This window comes from Streptomyces sp. NPDC040405 (assembly GCF_055595765.1).
Map to the genome: position 1 here is coordinate 231810 of NZ_JBVIVI010000011.1, position 17276 is coordinate 249085.

Below are 17276 nucleotides of genomic sequence, written 5' to 3' on the forward strand. Positions count from 1 at the left end.
CCTGACCACCCCCCCCCCCCCCACCCCCCCACCCCCCCCCCCCCCCCCCCCCCCCCCCCCCCCCCCCCCCCCCCCCCCCCCCCCCCCCCCCCGCCCCTGTCATGCGCCGGGTGCTACGCGTCGTACAGGTCGGCCTTCTTCGGGGCGGCGTCCTGGACCTGGCCGCTGAGGGCCAGCGAGCGGTTGCCGAAGCGCTCGGTGTCCACGCCGTGGTGCTTGAGCACGCCGATCGCCGCCTCGTGGACCACCCGCAGCACGGGGGCGGCCGTCCGCAGCGCGTCGTCCGCCATGAAGCGGTGCCGCCAGGGCTTGTCGGCCCAGGCGTGGCGCAGCCCGAACGGCTCGGGCAGCACGAGCTTGCCGCCGAGGTGGTCGAGGACCGGCGGGTACCAGGTAAAGGGGGCGCGCGCGGCGAGCCGCACCACCTCCGCGGGCTTCACGATCGGCAGCGGGACCGACTTGGTCTCCCAGAACCGGAAGGTCTTGGCGACCGTCTTCGAGGGCGCCGAGGGCTTGCCGAAGAACAGCGGGTTCACCGGGCCCAGCGCATGCCCGGTGACCTCGATCCGCAGCGTCTTGTGCAGCAGTGTCACCGTGATCATGAGGGTGATCACCAACTGGCCGTCCCACAGCACGAACTGCACGCCCAGGTAGTGCCGGTCACCGGCGCCGAACTGCTGCTGATCGCAGATCCGCTGCAGCTCGACGCCCTTTATCTGGAAGCCTTCCTCCTCGGAAGTGCCACTGCGCTCGACCGACTTGGCGCCCTCGGTGACGGCGGAGACCACCCAGTGGCGCACCTGGGGCGGGGCGGTGAAGCCACCGGTGTGCAGCGGGGTGCGCTCCAGCATGCGGAGCTGGTCGTGGATCGCCCGTATGACATCCCAGCTGCGGAAGGGGTCGATCTCCTTGTCGGGGTCGGCCGACACCAGGTCCTCGGCGAGCTGCCAGCTGCCCCAGCGGGTGCCCATGCCGAGTATGCCCTTGGCCCCGGCGTAGAAGACAACGTTGCTGTACTGCTCGGCGGTGAGCTTGTGCAGTGACTTGCGCAGCACCTCGGCGGAGGTCTGGCCCGGGTGGTTGGGCACGGTTTCCGGCACCTTGGCGCCGACTCCGGTGCCCGAGACCAGCCCGCCCCAGTAGTCCCGCAGCTCCTTGGCGGTGCGCTCGCAGATCTGCTTGGCGATGAACCAGCCGATCACCGGGACGACCACCACGCCCCGCAGGTATATGCCCCAGAAGCCGTTGAACGGCAGCTTGACCAGGAAGATGAGGACGAAGACGCCGAGCGCCGCCATCAGGACGGTGCCCAGCGCTCCCATCCGCTTGTCCTGGGCGCCTGCCACCGAGCGGCGGAGCTGGAAGGCGCCGAGCCAGAGCAGCGCCCCGGGGAGGAACAGCAGCCCGAAGATCACCATGACGACGGTGAGGCGGGCGTCGCGGACCTTGCGGATCCGGTTGGCGGCCAGGCAGTGCTCGACGATCGTCTGGGGCTCGGTGCCGAAGGACTGGATCACCTGGTTGCGGCCGCCGCCGAGCATGCGCAGCTGCACGGCGCGCGAGAACGCCTCGCCCAGGTTCGGCTCGAACAGCGAGATCTTGGGCGCCTTCACCTCCGAGACCGTCCACTCGGAGTTGGCCTCCAGCAGCTTCGCCACCGGGTCGTCACGGTAGGCGGCGGAGGCGAGCGCCTGTGTCGCCGCCGTCTCTCCCGCAGACCCGGACAGGGGCACCTGTGCCCCGGGACTGAAATCGAATCCGTCCGTCACCAACGCCCCCAATACCGCACGCTGCTTGCGCTGCGACCTCAGCGTATCCGGGGTGCGTACCGCCTGTCGCCAGTGCGTGGTGACCTGTGGATAACTTCCCCGCTCACAGGCGCTCGCGGACCGCCGCCCGCCCCAACTCCGCCGGGGCGGGCGGCTGATCCGCGGCCCGTGACCTACGCCCCGGCGCCGGCCCGTTCGCCGCGCATCCGCTCGGCCACCTGCGGCGGCATCGGCTCGTGCCGGGCGTACGAGCGGCTGAACCGCCCGGTGCCGTGCGACAGCGACCGCAGGTCGACCGCGTACCGGCCGATCTCGATCTCCGGGACTTCCGCCTGGATCAGGGTCCGGCCGCCGCCCGACTGCTCGGTGCCGACGACCCGCCCGCGCCGCCCGGACAGGTCGCTCATGACGGCGCCGACATAGTCGTCGGAGATCAGGACGCCGACCTTGACCACCGGTTCCAGCAGCTCGATCCAGGTGTCGGCGGCCGCTTCGCGCAGCGCGAGCGCGCCCGCCGTCTGGAACGCGGCGTCGGAGGAGTCCACCGAGTGCGCCTTGCCGTCCAGCAGCGTGATCCGCACGTCGACCAGCGGGTTGCCGGTGGAGACGCCGCGTGCCGCCTGGGCCCGTACGCCCTTCTCGACGGACGGGATGAACTGCCGGGGCACCGCGCCGCCGACGACCTTGTCCACGAACTCGATGCCCGAGCCGCCCGGCAGCGGCTCCACCTCGATCTCGCAGATGGCGTACTGGCCGTGCCCGCCGGACTGCTTGACATGCCGCCCGCGCCCGGCGGACTTGCCGCCGAACGTCTCGCGCAGCGCCACCTTGTACGGCACCCCGTCCACCTGCACCCCGTACCGGGCGCGCAGCCGCTCCAGGGCGACGTCCACATGGGCCTCGCCCAGGCACCACAGCACCACCTGGTGGGTGTCCGGGTTCTGCTCCAGCCGCATCGTCGGGTCCTCGGCCACCAGCCGCGACAGGCCCAGCGACAGCTTGTCCTCGTCCGCCTTGCTGTGCGCCTCGATGGCGACGGGCAGCAGCGGGTCGGGCATCTGCCAGGGCTCCATGAGCAGCGGCCGGTCCTTGGCCGACAGCGTGTCCCCGGTCTCGGCGCGGGTCAGCTTGGCGACGCACGCCAGGTCGCCCGCGATGGCCTGGGACAGCGTGCGCTGCTGCTTGCCGAACGGCGTGGACAGGGCGCCCACCCGCTCGTCCACGTCATGGTCCTCATGGCCGCGGTCCTCGAGGCCGTGCCCCGAGACGTGCACCGTCTCGTCCGGGCGCAGTGTCCCGGAGAAGACCCGGACCAGCGAGATCCGGCCGACATACGGATCGGAGGAGGTCTTGACGACCTCGGCGGCCAGCGGCCCGTCCGGGTCGCAGGCCAGCGCCGGGCACGCGGCGCCCTGCGGAGTGGTGACCGCGGGGGCCTCGCGCTCCAGCGGCGTGGGGAAGCCGCGGGTGATCAGCTCCAGCAGCTCGGTGGTGCCCAGGCCCTGCCGGGAGCCGTCGGCGGCGGGCGCGGCGGCCAGCACGGGGTGGAAGCTGCCGCGGGCGACGGCCTTCTCCAGATCGTCGATCAGCGTCTTGACATCGATCTTCTCGCCGCCCAGATAGCGGTCCATGAGGGTCTCGTCCTCGCTCTCGGCGATGATCCCCTCGATGAGCCGGTCGCGGGCCTCCGAGACCAGGGGGACCTGGCCGTCGGTGGGCGGGGTCTCGGTCCGGGACCCCGAGGAGTAGTCGTAGACCTGCTGGGAGAGCAGGCCGATCAGCCCGGTCACCGGGGCGTGCCCGTCCGGGGCCGGTTCGCCGCGCAGCGGCAGGTACAGCGGCAGGACGGCGTCGGGGTCGTCGCCGCCGAAGGTCCGACGGCAGATCTCGGTCATTTCCTCGAAGCTGGCGCGGGCCGCCTCCAGGTGCGTGATCACGATGGCGCGCGGCATCCCGACCGCCGCGCACTCCTCCCAGACCATGCGGGTGGCGCCCGCGATGCCCACCGCGTCCTGGGCCGCCGAAACGACGAAAAGGGCCGCGTCCGCTGCTCGCAGACCGGCCCTCAGCTCCCCGACGAAGTCGGCATAGCCCGGGGTGTCCAGAAGATTGATCTTCACCCCGCCCCATTGGACGGGGACCAGGGACAGCTGCACCGAGCGCTGCTGCCGGTGCTCGATCTCGTCGTGGTCGGAGAGGCAGCCGCCGTCCTCGACCCGGCCGGCCCGGTTGATCGCGCCGGTCGCCAGCGCGAGGGCCTCCACCAGCGTCGTCTTCCCGGACCCGCTGTGGCCGACCAGCACCACGTTCCGCAGGGAGCTGGGCCGGTCGGCCGCCGCTGCCCTTCCGGCGGCCCCTGGGTGTGTGTTCGTCTTGTCGCCCATGTGTCTCGCCTCCAGGTCGACACCTTGCGATACTTCGAGCTTTCCACCGAGGTCACGGCGCGTCCATACGTCGCACATCCGGGCATCACACGGGAGGGGCGTGGGAGCGGTCCGACAGGTGCGCGGCGCCCCGGTAGCGCCTGGCTACGATGGGCCAGCCGGTGGCCTCTTGGCCATCCGGCCCGTATCGACCCACCGGGAAGGCCATGCTGAACAAGTACGCGCGTGCTTTCTTCACGCGTGTTCTCACACCGTTCGCCGCCCTGCTCATCCGCCTCGGCGTCAGCCCGGACGCGGTGACGCTCACCGGAACCGGTGGTGTGATCGCGGGTGCGCTGGTCTTCTACCCCCGCGGCGAGTTCTTCTGGGGCACCGTCGTCATCACGCTCTTCGTCTTCTCGGACCTGGTCGACGGCAATATGGCACGGCAGCTGGGCCGCTCCAGCCGCTGGGGCGCGTTCCTCGACTCGACGCTGGACCGGGTCGCCGACGGGGCGATCTTCGGCGGTCTGGCGTTGTGGTACGCGGGCGGGGGCGACGACAATGTGCTGTGTGCGGTGACGATTTTCTGTCTCACCAGTGGCCAGGTGGTGTCGTACACCAAGGCGCGCGGCGAGAGCATCGGGCTGCCGGTGAACGTCAACGGGCTGGTCGAGCGGGCCGAGCGACTGGTGATCTCGCTGGTCGCCTGCGGCCTCTCCGGCCTGCACATCTTCGGCGTGCCGCACATCGAGATCCTGCTGCCGATCGGGCTGTGGATCGTGGCCGTGGGCAGTGCCGTGACCCTCGTACAGCGCGTGGTCACCGTGCGCCGGGAGGCCGCCGAGGCGGACGCCACGGAGCGCGCGGTGCCCCAGGGGGGCGAGACACGGTGAAGGACCGGCTGACCGACGCGCTGTACGGGCTCGGCTGGAGCACGGTCAAGAAGCTCCCCGAGCCGGTCGCCGTGGCGCTCGGGCAGCGCATCGCCGACCAGGCGTGGAAGCGGCGCGGCAAGGGCGTGCTGCGCCTGGAGGCCAATCTCGCGCGCGTCGTCCCCGAAGCCTCGCCGCGGCGGCTGGCCGAGCTGTCCCGGGCGGGCATGCGTTCGTACATGCGCTACTGGATGGAGTCCTTCCGGCTTCCGACGTGGAGCGCGGAGCGCATCCGCGGCGGCGTGGAGATCAAGGACGCGCACTATCTGGCGGACGGGCTGGCGAGCGACCGCGGCGTGATACTCGCCCTGCCGCACATGGGCAACTACGACCTCGCCGGGGCCTGGGTCACCACCGAACTGGGGGTGCCGTTCACCACGGTCGCGGAGCGGCTGAAGCCGGAGTCGCTGTACGACCGCTTCGTCGCCTACCGCGAGGGTCTTGGCATGGAGGTGCTGCCGCACCAGGGCGGTGCCGCGTTCGGGACGCTGGCGCGGCGGCTGCGGGCGGGCGGCCTGGTCTGCCTGGTGGCCGACCGGGACCTGTCCGCCTCCGGCGTGGAGGTGTCGTTCTTCGGCGAGACGGCGAAGATGCCCGCGGGCCCGGCGCGGCTCGCCGCGCAGACCGGCGCGCTGCTGCTGCCGGTCACCCTGTGGTACGACGAGTCCCCGGTCATGCGGGGCCGGGTCCATCCGCCCGTCGAGGTGCCGGAGAGCGGCACGCGCGCCGATCAGACTGCCGTCATGGCCCAGCACATCGCCGACGCCTTCGCCTCGGGGATCGCCGAACACCCGGAGCACTGGCACATGCTCCAGCGGCTGTGGCTGGCCGACCTGGACCACGGTCCTGGACCGGATCACGGTCCTGGAATGGAGAAACGTTGAGGATCGGGATCGTCTGCCCCTACTCCTGGGATGTCCCGGGCGGAGTGCAGTTCCACATCCGCGACCTGGCGGAGCACCTCATCCGGCGCGGCCACGAGGTCTCCGTCCTCGCCCCCGCGGACGACGAGACCCCCTTGCCGCCGTACGTCGTCTCGGCGGGGCGCGCGGTCCCGGTGCCGTACAACGGTTCGGTCGCCCGGCTCAACTTCGGCTTCCTGTCCGCCGCCCGGGTGCGGCGCTGGCTGCACGACGGCGCCTTCGACGTCATCCACATCCACGAGCCCACCTCGCCCTCCCTCGGGCTGCTCGCCTGCTGGGCGGCGCAGGGGCCGATCGTCGCCACCTTCCACACCTCCAACCCGCGCTCGCGGGCCATGATCGCGGCGTATCCGATCCTGCAGCCCGCGCTGGAGAAGATCAGCGCGCGGATCGCGGTCAGCGAGTACGCGCGGCGGACCCTGGTCGAGCATCTGGGCGGCGACGCCGTCGTCATCCCCAACGGCGTCGACGTGGGCTTCTTCGCCGACGCCGAGCCGAAGGACGAGTGGCAGGGCGACACGATCGGGTTCATCGGCCGCATCGACGAGCCCCGCAAGGGGCTGCCGGTGCTGATGCGCGCCCTGCCGAAGATCCTCGCCGAGCGGCCCGGAACCCGGCTGCTGGTCGCCGGGCGCGGCGACGAGAAGGAGGCGGTCGCGGACCTCCCGGAGCGGCTGCGGGACCGGGTCGAGTTCCTGGGGATGGTCAGCGACGAGGACAAGGCGCGCTTCCTGCGCAGCGTGGACGTGTACGTCGCGCCCAACACGGGCGGCGAGAGCTTCGGCATCATCCTGGTCGAGGCCATGTCCGCGGGCGCCGCGGTCCTCGCCAGCGACCTGGACGCCTTCGCCCAGGTGCTGGACGGGGGAGCGGCGGGTGAGCTGTTCGCCAATGAGGACGCGGACGCGCTGGCGGCCGCGGCGGTACGGCTGCTGGGCGACCCGGACCGGCTCGCCGAGCTGCGCGAGCGGGGCAGCCGCCATGTGCGGCGCTTCGACTGGTCGACCGTGGGGGCGGACGTCCTGGCGGTCTACGAGACGGTGACGGACGGTACGTCGTCCGTCGACGCCGACGACCGCGTCGGCCTGCTGACCCGGCTGGGCCTGACCCGGGACTAGGACCGACCCACGACGGGGGCGGAAAGCCGGGGCGGCAGGCGGTAGCGTGGCGCGGCGTGAGCACACTGATCTGGGTCGCGGTCGCGCTGGTGGTCGTCGCCGTCTATCTGAGCTGGACCGCGGGGCGGCTGGACCGGCTGCACAGCCGTCAGGACGCGGCGCGGGCGGCGCTGGACGCGCAGCTGCTGCGCCGCGCGTCGGTCACCCAGGAGCTGGGCACCGCCGGAGTGCTCGACCCCGCCTCCTCGATGGTGCTCTACCAGGCCGCGCACGCCGCCCGGCAGGCCGAGGAGGAGCACCGTGAGGTCGCCGAGAGCGAGCTGAGCCAGGCGCTGCGGGCGGTCTTCGAGGAGCCCGCGCAGGTCGAGGCGGTGCGGGAGGCGCCGGGCGGCGAGGCGGCGCTGGAGGAGCTGGCGGAGGCGGTTCGCCGGGTGCCGATGGCGCGGCGGTTCCACAACGACGCGGTGCGGGCGGCGCGGGCGCTGCGCCGCCACCGCAAGGTGCGCTGGTTCCGGCTGGCGGGCCATGCCCCGTTTCCGCTGGCGTTCGAGATGGACGACGAGCCTCCGGCGGCCCTGGTGGCACGCGCCGCGCACTGAGGCGGCAGGGCGGGCGTCGGAGCCACCGGCCTCATCACCCGAGAGCCACCGGCCTGCGATTGGCCCTTGCCGGGGCCCGCCCGGACCGGGTTTCGTTCATGCGTGTATCACACATGTCCATGACCCGGACCGGATGGCCGGGTCATGAACAGGTATCGAACGGCCCTACGATGGGTTCATCGCACTTTTCACTATCGAGTGAGGTCAAACCGTGTCCACCACGTCCGCCAGCACGTCCCCGTCCGCAGAGAATCCGGCGGCTCCCGCGACCGGCACCGCCCGCGTCAAGCGCGGCATGGCCGAGCAGCTCAAGGGCGGCGTGATCATGGACGTCGTCACGCCGGAGGAAGCCAAGATCGCCGAGGACGCCGGTGCCGTCGCGGTCATGGCGCTGGAGCGGGTTCCGGCCGACATCCGCAAGGACGGCGGCGTGGCCCGGATGTCCGACCCGGACATGATCGACGGCATCATCGGCGCGGTCTCCATCCCGGTCATGGCGAAGTCCCGCATCGGCCACTTCGTCGAGGCGCAGGTGCTCCAGTCCCTGGGCGTCGACTACATCGACGAGTCCGAGGTGCTGACCCCGGCCGACGAGGTCAACCACAGCGACAAGTGGTCCTTCACCACCCCGTTCGTGTGCGGTGCCACCAACCTGGGCGAGGCGCTGCGCCGGATCGCCGAGGGTGCGGCGATGATCCGTTCCAAGGGCGAGGCCGGTACCGGCAACGTCGTCGAGGCGGTCCGTCACCTGCGCCAGATCAAGAACGAGATCGCCCGGCTGCGCGGCCTGGACAACCACGAGCTGTTCGCCGCCGCCAAGGAGCTGCGCGCCCCGTACGAGCTGGTCGCGGAGATCGCGCAGACCGGCAAGCTGCCCGTCGTGCTGTTCTCCGCCGGTGGTGTCGCCACCCCGGCCGACGCCGCGCTGATGCGTCAGCTCGGCGCGGAGGGCGTCTTCGTGGGCTCGGGCATCTTCAAGTCCGGTGACCCGGCGAAGCGCGCCGCGGCGATCGTGAAGGCGACCACCTTCTACGACGACCCGAAGGTCATCGCGGACGCGTCCCGCGACCTGGGCGAGGCCATGGTCGGCATCAACTGCGACACCCTCCCCGAGGCCGAGCGGTACGCCAACCGCGGCTGGTAACCCCCGCGTCCCCACGTCCGGTGGACGGCCCGCGCCGCCCGCGGGCCGTCCACCGGACGCGTTTCACCCTGACACCCGAGAGGTCCCCGTACCGTGTCCGAGACGTCCGAGACTCCCCTCATCGGCGTGCTCGCCCTCCAGGGCGACGTCCGTGAGCATCTGGCCGCGCTCGCCGCGGCCGGCGCCCAGGCCCGGCCGGTGCGCCGCCCCGAGGAACTGGCCGAGGTCGAGGGTCTGGTGATCCCCGGCGGCGAGTCCACCACCATGTCCAAGCTCGCGGTCATCTTCGGGCTGCTGGAGCCGCTGCGCGAGCGCATCCGCGCGGGCCTGCCGGTGTACGGCACCTGCGCCGGTATGATCATGGTCGCGGACAAGATCCTCGACGGCCGGGACGACCAGGAGACCGTGGGAGGCATCGACATGATCGTGCGTCGCAACGCCTTCGGCCGCCAGAACGAGTCCTTCGAGGCCGCGGTCGGTATCAAGGGCATCGACGGCGGCCCCGTGGAAGGCGTCTTCATCCGCGCGCCGTGGGTCGAATCGGTGGGCGGCGGCGCCGAGGTGCTGGCGACGTACGAGGGCCACCCGGTCGCGGTCCGGCAGGGCAATGTCCTCGCGACCTCGTTCCACCCGGAGCTGACCGGTGACCACCGCGTGCACGCCTTGTTCGTCGACATGGTGGGGGCCGCGCGCTGAGCGGCGATCCCGGTAGGATCGCAGACGTTCGTGCAGGAATGGGTAACGCGAAGGAGACAGGCGGATGTCCGGCCACTCTAAATGGGCTACGACGAAGCACAAGAAGGCCGTGATCGATGCCAAGCGCGGCAAGCTCTTCGCGAAGCTGATCAAGAACATCGAGGTGGCGGCCCGGATGGGCGGGGCCGACATCGAGGGCAACCCGACGCTCTACGACGCCATCCAGAAGGCCAAGAAGCAGTCGGTCCCGAACAAGAACATCGACAGCGCGGTCAAGCGCGGTGCCGGTCTCGAGGCGGGCGGCGCCCAGTACGAGACGATCATGTACGAGGGCTACGGCCCCAACGGTGTCGCGGTGCTCATCGAGTGCCTGACCGACAACCGCAACCGCGCCGCCTCCGACGTCCGCGTGGCGATGACCCGCAACGGCGGCTCGATGGCCGACCCGGGCTCGGTGTCGTACCTGTTCAACCGCAAGGGCGTCGTGATCGTCCCCAAGGGTGAGCTGGCCGAGGACGACGTGCTGGCCGCGGTGCTCGACGCGGGCGCCGAGGAGGTCAACGACATCGGCGAGTCCTTCGAGGTGCTCAGCGAGGCCACCGATCTGGTCGCGGTCCGCACGGCGCTCCAGAAGGAGGGCATCGACTACGACTCGGCCGACACCAACTTCGTGCCTACGATGCAGGTGGAACTGGAGGAGGACGGCGCGCGCAAGATCTTCAAGCTGATCGACGCGCTCGAGGACAGCGACGACGTGCAGAACGTCTTCGCCAACTTCGACGTCTCCGACGAGGTCATGGCCAAGGTCGACGCCTGACGGCACATCAGCACACGTATGGCGGGCGGGTCGGCGGGGACACACCCCACCGGCCCGTCGGCGTTGTCGGCCGGTGCTGTCGGTGGCAGCCGCTAGCCTGCAGGAACACATGACCGAAGCGTGACGGAGGGGAGGGGCGCGGTGCGGGTGCTGGGCGTGGACCCGGGGCTGACCCGGTGCGGTATCGGCGTGGTCGACGGGGTGGCGGGCCGCCCCCTGCGGATGCTGGGCGTCGGCGTCATACGGACCCCGGCGGACGCCGGGATCGGCGACCGCCTCGTCCTCATCGAGCGCGGCATCGAGGAGTGGCTGGACGCGCACCGGCCCGAATTCGTAGCCGTGGAGCGGGTGTTCAGCCAGCACAACGTGCGGACCGTCATGGGCACCGCCCAGGCCAGCGCGGTCGCGATGCTCTGCGCGGCGCGCCGCGGGCTGCCCGTCGCGCTGCACACCCCCAGCGAGGTCAAGGCGGCCGTCACCGGCTCGGGGCGAGCCGAGAAGGCGCAGGTCGGCGCCATGGTCACCCGGCTGCTGCGGCTGGACGCCCCGCCCAAACCGGCCGACGCCGCCGACGCCCTGGCGCTCGCCATCTGCCACATCTGGCGCGCCCCCGCGACCAACCGGCTGCAGCAGGCCGTCGCCGCCCACCGCACCCTGAGCCGCCCCATGAAAGGCCGTACCAAATGATCGCGTTCGTCTCCGGTCCGGTCGCGGCGCTCGCCCCGAACACCGCCGTCGTCGAGGTCGGCGGGGTCGGGATGGCGGTCCAGTGCACCCCGGCCACCCTGTCCGGGCTGCGGATCGGCGAGCCCGCCCGGCTCGCCACCTCGCTCGTGGTCCGCGAGGACTCCCTGACGCTGTACGGCTTCGCGGACGACGACGAGCGCCAGGTCTTCGAGCTGCTCCAGACCGCCAGCGGGGTCGGACCCCGGCTCGCCCAGGCCATGCTGGCCGTGCACGCGCCGGACACGCTGCGGCTCGCCGTCTCCACCGGTGACGAGAAGGCGCTCACCGCGGTCCCCGGCATCGGCAAGAAGGGGGCGCAGAAGCTGCTGCTGGAGCTGAAGGACCGGCTCGGCGAGCCGGTCGGCCGGACCGTGCCCGCCGCCCGCCCGCCCGCGGCCGCGGGCTGGAGCGACCAGCTGCACACCGCCCTGGTCGGCCTCGGGTACGCCACCCGGGAGGCCGACGAGGCGGTGGCCGCCGTCACCCCGCAGGCCGAAGCGGCCCTGGCCGAGGGCGGTGCGCCGCAGGTGGCGCAGCTGCTGCGGGCCGCCCTGCAGACCCTGAACCGCACCCGCTGACCGGCCGCCGGTGCGCCATGCCGCGCCCGGCCGGACCGCTCGATGAGATCTCGCGAGGCGAAACGCAGTGAACTGGGACGAGACCGCACCGGCCGACGCCGACGACGCCCTGTCCGGCGCCCTGCCCGGTGACGCGGGCAGCCGGCTGGTGGGCGCCGACGCCGACGGGGACGACCAGGCGGTGGAGGCCGCCCTGCGCCCCAAGGACCTGGGGGAGTTCGTCGGCCAGGAGCGGGTCCGCGAGCAGCTGGACCTGGTCCTCAAGGCGGCCCGGCAGCGCGGCGGCACCGCCGACCACGTGCTGCTCTCCGGCGCGCCCGGGCTCGGCAAGACCACCCTCTCGATGATCATCGCGGCCGAGATGGGCGCCCCGATCCGCATCACCTCCGGCCCGGCCATCCAGCACGCGGGCGACCTCGCTGCGATCCTCTCCTCGCTCACCGAGGGCGAGGTGCTGTTCCTGGACGAGATCCACCGCATGTCCCGGCCCGCCGAGGAGATGCTGTACATGGCGATGGAGGACTTCCGCGTCGACGTCATCGTCGGCAAGGGGCCCGGGGCCACCGCCATCCCGCTGGAGCTGCCGCCGTTCACCCTGGTCGGCGCGACCACCCGGGCCGGACTGCTGCCGCCCCCGCTGCGCGACCGCTTCGGCTTCACCGGCCACATGGAGTTCTACGCCCCCGCCGAGCTGGAGCGCGTGATCCACCGCTCCGCCCGGCTCCTGGAGCTGACCATAGATCCCGAGGGCGCGGCCGAGATCGCCGGGCGCTCCCGCGGCACGCCCCGTATCGCCAACCGGCTGCTGCGCCGGGTGCGCGACTACGCCCAGGTCAAGGCGGACGGCCTCATCACCCGGGAGATCGCCGCGAGCGCCCTGGCGGTCTACGACGTGGACGGCCGGGGCCTGGACCGGCTGGACCGGGCGGTGCTCAGCGCCCTGCTCAAGCTGTTCGGCGGCGGCCCGGTGGGCCTGTCCACCCTGGCGGTCGCGGTGGGGGAGGAGCGTGAGACCGTGGAAGAGGTCGCCGAGCCGTTTCTGGTGCGCGAGGGCCTGCTGGCCCGTACGCCCCGGGGCCGGATCGGGACCCCCGCGGCCTGGGAGCACCTGGGCCTCACCCCGCCGCAGCGCGCCGCCGGGGGCGGCCAGAGCGGCCTGTTTGAGGCGTGAAGGCGCGTATGCTCCGGCATCATGGCGTGAAGAGCGAATAATGGTGGGGTCAGGAACCCCGGTGCCACGCCGGGCGTTGTTCCATAGGCGTGGGCTCGCTTAGACTCCGCCGATGCCGTCCGTGTGCCGTCCGTTCTTCCGTATGGCATACCCACCCCCGTAGACCAGGCCGCGCCCCAGCGGTCGTGTGAAGGATCTCCGTCCCGTGAATATCGTGACTCTCCTGCCGTTCATCGTGCTTATCGGGGCCATGTTCCTGATGACGCGGTCGGCCAAGAACAAGCAGCGCCAGGCCGCAAAGATGCGCGACACCATGCAGCCGGGCACCGGCGTGCGGACCATCGGCGGCATGTACGCGACGGTCAAGGAGGTCCACGACGACACGGTCCTCCTCGAGGTGGCCCCCGCCGTTCACGCGATCTACGCGAAGAACGCGATCGGCGCCGTCCTCTCCGACGCGGAGTACAACCACATCGTCCACGGCATCGACCCCGATGACGGCGCGGACGACGCCGACGGAGCCGTCGACGGCGCCGACACCCCTGTCGTCCCCGACGACGCCTCCTCGCTGACCACCCCCGCGGGCGACGCGGACTCCGCCGACAAGGCGGAGGCGGACGGCGAGCCGGAGGGCGAGAAGGCCGACGCCAAGAAGATCGACCTCGGCAAGGACGCCGCCGCCACGGCCGACGCGCCCGAGGACGAAAAGCGGGACGGCGGCGCCGACGCGAAGTAGTCCTGCAGTGTGAACCACGGCGTGCCCCCGCTCGGCGCGCCGTGTTTCATGGACGCTCTAGGCTCCGGCGGGGGCACACCCCCACAAGACTTCGTGGCCGCCCCGCGCACACCCGCTTCGGGGCGGTTGGACAGGGAGATACGACAAGGTGGCAGCACCGAAGAAGGGCCGCAAGTCCCCCGGGTCACAGGGCAAGCCCGGGCGCGCGCTGGCCGTGATCGTGATCGCCATGGTGGCGCTCATCGGGGGGATGTTCCTCTCCGGTCACACCACACCGCGGCTGGGAATCGATCTCGCGGGCGGCACCAGCTTCACGCTGGAGGCCAAGAACCAGCCGGGCAAGCCCAACGCGATCAACACGGCCAACATGAACACCGCCGTCAGCATCATCGAGCGGCGGGTCAACGGCCTGGGTGTGTCCGAGGCCGAGGTCCAGACGCAGGGCGACAAGCACATCATCGTGAACATCCCCAAGGGGACGAACGCGAAGCAGGCCCGGCAGCAGGTGGGCACCACCGCTCAGCTGTACTTCCGTCCCGTGGTGACCACCACGTCCGGCGGCAAGACCAAGCAGCCCGGCTCCACCCCGTCTCCCTCCGCGAGCGCCTCCAAGGGCAGCGCGGACAAGGGTGACCAGGGCAGCAGCGAGAAGCCCAAGGGCTCGCCCACCCCCAGCGCCAGCACCCAGGGCCGGGCCATCCCCGAGGCCCTGAAGGCCGACAAGGCGGCGCCGACGCCCACCCCGACCAAGACCCCCGAGAGCGGTCAGACGGGCAAGCCCTCGGACGCCCCCAGCCAGAAGGGCCAGGAGAAGCTGGCCAAGGACTTCGCGGCGCTGGACTGCACCAAGCCGGCCGGGCGCGCCGCGGCGGCCGAGAAGGCGGCGAACAGCAAGCCGACCGAGCCCGTTCTGGCCTGCAGCCAGAAGGGTGACTCCAAGTTCGTCCTCGGCCCCTCCGAGGTCGAGGGCACCGACGTCGACGACGCCTCGTCCGTCTTCGAGAGCCAGAACGCCTCGGGCTGGATCGTGCAGCTCGACTTCAACAACAAGGGCGCCAAGAAGTTCGCGAAGACGACCGGTGAGCTGACCAAGCAGCAGTCCCCGCAGAACCGCTTCGCGATCGTCCTGGACGGCGAGGTCGTCTCCGACCCCGAGGTCACCCAGGGCGCCATCACCGGCGGCCGGGCCACCATCTCCGGCGGCTTCACCCAGCAGAGCTCCGCGGACCTGGCCAACGTGCTGTCCTACGGCGCGCTGCCGCTGTCCTTCGACATCGCCGACGAGACCACTGTCTCCGCGGCCCTCGGCGGTGAGCAGCTGAACGCCGGTCTGATCGCCGGTGCGATCGGCCTCGCCCTCGTGGTGATCTACCTGGTCGTCTACTACCGCGGTCTGTCCCTGGTGGCCATGGCGTCCCTCATGGCCTCCGCCATACTGACGTACACGATCATGGTGTTGCTCGGCCCGGGCATCGGCTTCGCGCTGAACCTGCCGGCCGTCTGTGGTGCGATCGTGGCGATCGGTATCACCGCCGACTCGTTCATCGTCTATTTCGAGCGCATCCGTGACGAGATCCGTGAGGGACGCTCGCTGCGCCCGGCCGTCGAGCGCGGCTGGCCCCGGGCCCGGCGCACCATCCTGGTCTCCGACTTCGTGTCGTTCCTGGCCGCCGCGGTGCTGTTCATCGTGACCGTCGGCAAGGTGAAGGGCTTCGCCTTCACTCTGGGGCTGACCACGCTGCTCGACGTCGTCGTGGTGTTCCTGTTCACCAAGCCGCTGATGACCCTCCTCGCCCGCCGCCCGTTCTTCGGGAACGGCCATCCGTGGTCCGGTCTGGACCCCAAGCGTCTCGGGGCCAAACCACCGCTGCGCCGCAGTCGTCCCGCCGCCCCCGGCCCCGCCGACACGAAGGAGGCGTGAGATGTCGCGACTCGGCAATCTCGGCGCCAGGCTCTACCGAGGCGAGGTCGGCTACGACTTCGTCGGCAAGCGGAAGATCTGGTACGCCATCTCGATACTGATCACCATCACGGCCATCGCCGGTCTGGCGGTGCGCGGCCTCAACATGGGCATCGAGTTCTCCGGCGGCGCGGTCTTCAACACCCCGAGCAGCAAGATCTCGGTCTCCCAGGCCCAGGAGGTCGCCGAGAAGGCGTCCGGCGGCCACACCGCGGTCGTCCAGGAGCTGGGCGGCGGGGGCATGCGGATCCAGATCAGCGAGCTGGGCACCAAGGAGGCCGTGCCGGTCCAGGAGAACCTGGCCAAGGAGCTGGGCGTCAAGACCGACAAGATCGACACCCAGCTGGTCGGCCCGAGCTGGGGTGAGGAGATCGCCGGAAAGGCCTGGCAGGGCCTCGCGATCTTCATGGTCCTGGTGGTGATCTACCTCGCCATCGCCTTCGAATGGCGAATGGCGCTGGCCGCCCTGATCGCCCTGGTGCACGACCTCACCATCACCGTCGGTGTCTACGCGCTGGTCGGCTTCGAGGTCACCCCGGGCACCGTGATCGGTCTGCTGACGATTCTCGGTTACTCCCTCTACGACACCGTCGTGGTCTTCGACGGTCTCAAGGAGGGCGCCAGGGACATCACCAAGCAGACCCGCTACACCTACGCCGAGGTGGCCAACCGCAGCCTCAACTCGACCCTGGTGCGGTCCATCAACACCACGGTCGTGGCGCTGCTGCCGGTCGGCGCGATGCTCTTCATCGGTGGCGGTCTGCTCGGCGCGGGCATGCTCAACGACATCTCGCTCGCCCTGTTCGTCGGCCTCGCCGCCGGTGCGTACTCCTCGATCTTCATCGCCACCCCGCTGGTCTCCGACTTCAAGAGCCGCGACCCGCAGATGAAGGCGCTGGCCAAGCGCGTGCGCGCCAAGCGCGCGGCGGCCGCCAAGGCCGAGGCCGAGCGTGGGGCGAAGGACGAGGACCACCCGGCCGACGAGGGCGACGAAGCGGACCTGGAGGACGCGGCCCCGGCCGGAGTCGTCGGCCAGCGCCGCCAGCCCGCCTCCCGCAACCGGGGCCGCGGCCGACCGTCGGGGAAGCGCCGATGAGCGAGACGACCGCCGCCGGACCGCTCGGCACCGAGGAGTTGCGCGGGCTGCTGCTCAGCCGGATCCAGGACGTGCCGGACTATCCGCAGCCGGGCGTGATGTTCAAGGACATCACCCCGCTGCTCGCCGACGCCGCGGCCTTCTCAGCGCTGACCGAGGCGCTCGCCGAGCTGTGCGTGCGCCACCGGGCGGACAAGGTCGTGGGCCTGGAGGCGCGGGGCTTCATCCTTGCCGCCCCGGCCGCCGTGCGCGCGGGCATCGGTTTCGTACCGGTCCGCAAGGCGGGCAAGCTCCCCGGGGCGACCCTGGGGCAGGCGTACGAGCTGGAGTACGGCACCGCGGAGATCGAGATACACGCGGACGCGCTGGAGCCCGGCGACCGGGTCCTGGTCATCGACGACGTGCTCGCCACCGGCGGCACCGCGGAGGCGTCGCTCCAGCTCATCCGGCGGGCCGGTGCCCAGGTCGCAGGCGTCGCCGTGCTCATGGAGCTGGGCTTCCTGGAGGGCCGCAGACGGCTGCTGAGCGCGCTGGACAGCGCCCCGCTGGAGGCCCTGATCACGGTCTGACCGGAATCCGCCGACACCGCCGCCGGAGGGCGGGGACCTGCGCAAGGAACAGGTCCCCGCCCTCCTGCGTTGCCCG

At 71.5% G+C, this 17276-nt stretch carries 16 protein-coding genes; 14 read left to right on the forward strand and 2 right to left on the reverse strand.

Going from position 1 to position 17276, the window contains the following annotated elements; genetic code table 11:
- Window positions 1-113: 113 nt before the first annotated feature.
- Both ACZ59A_RS35845 and ACZ59A_RS35850 read right to left on the reverse strand, forming a co-directional pair.
- A complete protein-coding gene (locus tag ACZ59A_RS35845) occupies window positions 114-1769 on the reverse strand; it encodes a hypothetical protein (RefSeq protein ID WP_470967562.1) in 1656 nt (551 codons plus the stop codon).
- 173 nt (window positions 1770-1942) lie between these two features.
- Window positions 1943-4153, reverse strand: a complete 2211-nt coding sequence (locus ACZ59A_RS35850) for an elongation factor G-like protein EF-G2 (RefSeq protein ID WP_470967565.1) — start codon at window positions 4151-4153, stop codon at window positions 1943-1945.
- Window positions 4154-4302: 149 nt separating this feature from the next.
- On the opposite strand from ACZ59A_RS35850, the gene pgsA reads away from it, so the two are divergent.
- The 14 genes from pgsA to ACZ59A_RS35920 all read left to right on the forward strand — a co-directional run bounded on the left by pgsA (window position 4303) and on the right by ACZ59A_RS35920 (window position 17200).
- Window positions 4303-5028, forward strand: a complete 726-nt coding sequence (pgsA, locus tag ACZ59A_RS35855) for a phosphatidylinositol phosphate synthase (RefSeq protein ID WP_470967567.1) — start codon at window positions 4303-4305, stop codon at window positions 5026-5028.
- Window positions 5025-5951 (forward strand): phosphatidylinositol mannoside acyltransferase, encoded by a 927-nt coding sequence (locus ACZ59A_RS35860; protein ID WP_470967570.1) that lies wholly within the window; start codon window positions 5025-5027, stop codon window positions 5949-5951. Before pgsA ends, ACZ59A_RS35860 begins: the two co-directional genes overlap by 4 nt.
- Complete coding sequence (locus ACZ59A_RS35865; protein WP_470967573.1) at window positions 5948-7108, forward strand: glycosyltransferase family 4 protein; 1161 nt, start codon at window positions 5948-5950, stop codon at window positions 7106-7108. Before ACZ59A_RS35860 ends, ACZ59A_RS35865 begins: the two co-directional genes overlap by 4 nt.
- 56 nt (window positions 7109-7164) lie before the next feature.
- Window positions 7165-7707, forward strand: coding sequence for a hypothetical protein (locus ACZ59A_RS35870; RefSeq protein WP_468046517.1), 543 nt, complete (start codon window positions 7165-7167; stop codon window positions 7705-7707).
- Window positions 7708-7918: 211 nt separating this feature from the next.
- Window positions 7919-8851 carry a pyridoxal 5'-phosphate synthase lyase subunit PdxS gene (gene pdxS / locus ACZ59A_RS35875; RefSeq protein ID WP_468046519.1) on the forward strand — a complete coding sequence of 311 codons (933 nt, stop codon included), beginning with the start codon at window positions 7919-7921 and terminating at the stop codon, window positions 8849-8851.
- A 93-nt stretch (window positions 8852-8944) separates the two neighbouring features.
- Window positions 8945-9547, forward strand: coding sequence for a pyridoxal 5'-phosphate synthase glutaminase subunit PdxT (gene pdxT, locus ACZ59A_RS35880; RefSeq protein WP_470967575.1), 603 nt, complete (start codon window positions 8945-8947; stop codon window positions 9545-9547).
- A 64-nt stretch (window positions 9548-9611) separates the two neighbouring features.
- The gene (locus ACZ59A_RS35885; protein ID WP_470967578.1) at window positions 9612-10364 is read left to right on the forward strand and encodes a YebC/PmpR family DNA-binding transcriptional regulator; all 753 of its coding nucleotides are present in this window, start codon (window positions 9612-9614) and stop codon (window positions 10362-10364) included.
- Between the two features lie 141 nt (window positions 10365-10505).
- Entirely contained in the window at window positions 10506-11051 is a 546-nt protein-coding gene (gene ruvC / locus ACZ59A_RS35890) for a crossover junction endodeoxyribonuclease RuvC (protein ID WP_470967703.1), read from the forward strand.
- The gene (gene ruvA, locus ACZ59A_RS35895) at window positions 11048-11668 is read left to right on the forward strand and encodes a Holliday junction branch migration protein RuvA (RefSeq protein WP_468046526.1); all 621 of its coding nucleotides are present in this window, start codon (window positions 11048-11050) and stop codon (window positions 11666-11668) included. The genes ruvC and ruvA overlap by 4 nt, the downstream gene beginning before the upstream one ends.
- A gap of 67 nt (window positions 11669-11735) precedes the next feature.
- Window positions 11736-12839 carry a Holliday junction branch migration DNA helicase RuvB gene (gene ruvB / locus ACZ59A_RS35900; protein WP_470967581.1) on the forward strand — a complete coding sequence of 368 codons (1104 nt, stop codon included), beginning with the start codon at window positions 11736-11738 and terminating at the stop codon, window positions 12837-12839.
- Window positions 12840-13044: 205 nt separating this feature from the next.
- Window positions 13045-13575, forward strand: coding sequence for a preprotein translocase subunit YajC (gene yajC, locus ACZ59A_RS35905; RefSeq protein WP_470967584.1), 531 nt, complete (start codon window positions 13045-13047; stop codon window positions 13573-13575).
- Window positions 13576-13723: 148 nt separating this feature from the next.
- The gene (secD, locus tag ACZ59A_RS35910) at window positions 13724-15496 is read left to right on the forward strand and encodes a protein translocase subunit SecD (RefSeq protein ID WP_470967587.1); all 1773 of its coding nucleotides are present in this window, start codon (window positions 13724-13726) and stop codon (window positions 15494-15496) included.
- Between the two features lies 1 nt (window position 15497).
- Window positions 15498-16631, forward strand: a complete 1134-nt coding sequence (secF, locus tag ACZ59A_RS35915; RefSeq protein WP_470967590.1) for a protein translocase subunit SecF — start codon at window positions 15498-15500, stop codon at window positions 16629-16631.
- Entirely contained in the window at window positions 16628-17200 is a 573-nt protein-coding gene (locus tag ACZ59A_RS35920) for an adenine phosphoribosyltransferase (protein ID WP_468046536.1), read from the forward strand. The genes secF and ACZ59A_RS35920 overlap by 4 nt, the downstream gene beginning before the upstream one ends.
- Window positions 17201-17276: the final 76 nt, after the last annotated feature.

Excerpts from the sequence above, each read along its gene's own strand:
- ACZ59A_RS35850 (WP_470967565.1), bottom strand. The coding sequence starts at position 4,153 with ATGGGCGACAAGACGAACACACACCCAGGGGCCGCCGGAAGGGCAGCG.
- pgsA (WP_470967567.1), top strand. The coding sequence starts at position 4,303 with ATGGGCCAGCCGGTGGCCTCTTGGCCATCCGGCCCGTATCGACCCACC.
- ACZ59A_RS35885 (WP_470967578.1), top strand. The coding sequence starts at position 9,612 with ATGTCCGGCCACTCTAAATGGGCTACGACGAAGCACAAGAAGGCCGTG.
- ruvA (WP_468046526.1), top strand. The coding sequence starts at position 11,048 with ATGATCGCGTTCGTCTCCGGTCCGGTCGCGGCGCTCGCCCCGAACACC.
- secF (WP_470967590.1), top strand. The coding sequence starts at position 15,498 with ATGTCGCGACTCGGCAATCTCGGCGCCAGGCTCTACCGAGGCGAGGTC.
- ACZ59A_RS35920 (WP_468046536.1), top strand. The coding sequence starts at position 16,628 with ATGAGCGAGACGACCGCCGCCGGACCGCTCGGCACCGAGGAGTTGCGC.